Here is a 1948-nt window from a genome sequence, read left to right as displayed (position 1 = left end):
AAGAAGGAGGTCAGCGAGGCGAACCACATCCCCCACGCACAGCTGATGCCCGCCTGCTCCTGATCGTCACCCACCCCCAAATCAGCGACAGAGCCCTGAAAGTGATCCAGAACCACGGTTCAGCCGCCGCCGGCATCTCCCCTACAGACCGCAGGGACCCGCTACGCCGCGTCGTCCCGTACCGGAGGTCCTTGAGATTGTTTAGCCGTCGAACGAGGGAGGGGCTACCGCACCAGACCGTCCTTCGCGAAGTCAGAGGACTGATGTTTCGACGTTGCCGGTGTCGAGACCGGATCAGACGATGCCCGCACCGCTAGGTCCGCTCGGCTGGTTCGGTGAGGCGTTCAACGCCGAGAGCGATAGGCGGGTGGTTTCCTGGACTCCTTGGGGTTGCTTGCGCAGGACGAAGAGGGAGGCCAGGGCCAAACAGGTCGGCCCGACCAGGACGTAGGAGAGAGCCTCGTGCCCGAGTTGGGCACTGATGATGGCCCCTGCGATCATCCCGCCCGAGATCAGGAAGGCCGCGATGACGCCCGACAGGTGCAGGACATGTGCACGCCGTGCCGCGTCCGTCGACGCCTTCACCCTGGCCATCCGGTGCTCATGCTGGCGGGCCAGTTCTGCGTCAGCGGATTTCAGCGCCGCCTTCAGGTGCTCGGGCGGGAGGGTGGCCCACTGTTCCGCCAGTGCGTACGCCCCGACGCGGGGGTCATCCGTGTTCACTGTTGTCCTCCGCTGGGGACGGGCATTCCGGTGCTGCTGTCTGCCCGAATGGCGTCAGGGGGCGGCCCGACGGTCAGAAAGACTGTCTGCAGCGCGTTGACAATGTCGGCGGTGGCTGCGGGAAGATTAGGGTTCTCCCGCAACTCTTCGAGAGTCGGTTCCGGGTAAGTCGATCGGGCGCGAGTCGGCCGAGCCCCCTGCGCAGGCCCGAGATATTCCTTGATCCGGAGCAACCTCTGTTCCGGTGACGGGAATCGTCTGAAAAGCAGGTGCAGGAGCCGGGAGGGGCGGCCGTAAGACTTCTGGGGTGAGCTCGTCTCGTTGTCTGACCGCAGCAGCTGCGCCAACACCGGGGCGAACCCGAGGCGGGCCGCATAGTCGTCTGCACGGTACTCCTTGCCTCGCGAAGCGATGCGGGCCAGAACCGCGGCCGCGACTAGCACCGGCCCGTACCAGGGCACGACTAGCACAGCGGCCAGCACGAATGTCCCGGAGAAGATGACGAAGAGTCCGCCCAGGGCACAGGACAATCGGGTGAACCCGTACGCGAAGCCTGACCAGAAGGTTCCCAGGACACGGGCTGGGAGGCCCCACCACCACACCACAGAAGAGGCGAAAGTGTGATAGCCGGCTACGTGGCCGATCTCGTGGGAGATCACCGCCGCCAGCTGCGCGCCGGAAAGACGTTCGACGGCAGCAGCGCTGATGACAACGCTGTGTCCCATGAAGGCGCGCGCGAACAGACCATCGTCGGCCGCAACCCACAATTGGTAGCGCGCGGGGTCAACGGCGGCCCGGCTGCACACCTCTGCGAAGACGGGGCCGATCTTGTGGTGCTCGTCCTCTGTTGGCTCGCGGTAGCCCAGGAAGCGTCGTGCGATCGCTCTCTCGGCTTGCCGGAGGGCAACCAGGGGTGCAGCACCGAACCAGACGAGGGGGACGACCCACGAAGCCGCCGTGCCGAAGAGCGCGCCGATCAGTGCCACGAGGAATCCGCTCAGCAACGCCGTGGGCAGCCCCAACAGGACTGTGAGGTACGCGAGGTAGTCAGGCCCTTTACGGTAGCCCGAGTTCCCCACGAAGACGTGGCTTCCTGTCGCGCGATGTGCCAGGTAAGACAAGTCTGGCGGTGGACCCTCTCTGTCAGCCTTGGGTGAGACGTCCCGCTTCGTCGGGTTAGCCTGAGAGGGCACGACAGGAGAACCACCCCCTCATGACCAGAACC

At 65.3% G+C, this 1948-nt stretch carries 2 protein-coding genes; both read right to left on the bottom strand.

The features are described 5' to 3' along the window. Positions 1-294: 294 nt before the first annotated feature. On the bottom strand, positions 295-723 hold the full coding sequence (locus tag ACFC8N_RS48860; protein WP_356036184.1) for a hypothetical protein: 429 nt from the start codon (positions 721-723) through the stop codon (positions 295-297). Continuing rightward, positions 720-1844, bottom strand: coding sequence for a M48 family metalloprotease (locus ACFC8N_RS48855; protein ID WP_376296101.1), 1125 nt, complete (start codon positions 1842-1844; stop codon positions 720-722). The genes ACFC8N_RS48860 and ACFC8N_RS48855 overlap by 4 nt, the downstream gene beginning before the upstream one ends. Positions 1845-1948 lie beyond the last annotated feature (104 nt).

It is taken from the genome of Streptomyces sp. NPDC055966 (assembly GCF_042269865.1).
In the GTDB taxonomy this organism is placed as follows: Bacteria; Actinomycetota; Actinomycetes; order Streptomycetales; family Streptomycetaceae; genus Streptomyces.
This window is presented reverse-complemented; position numbering and strand designations above follow the sequence as displayed.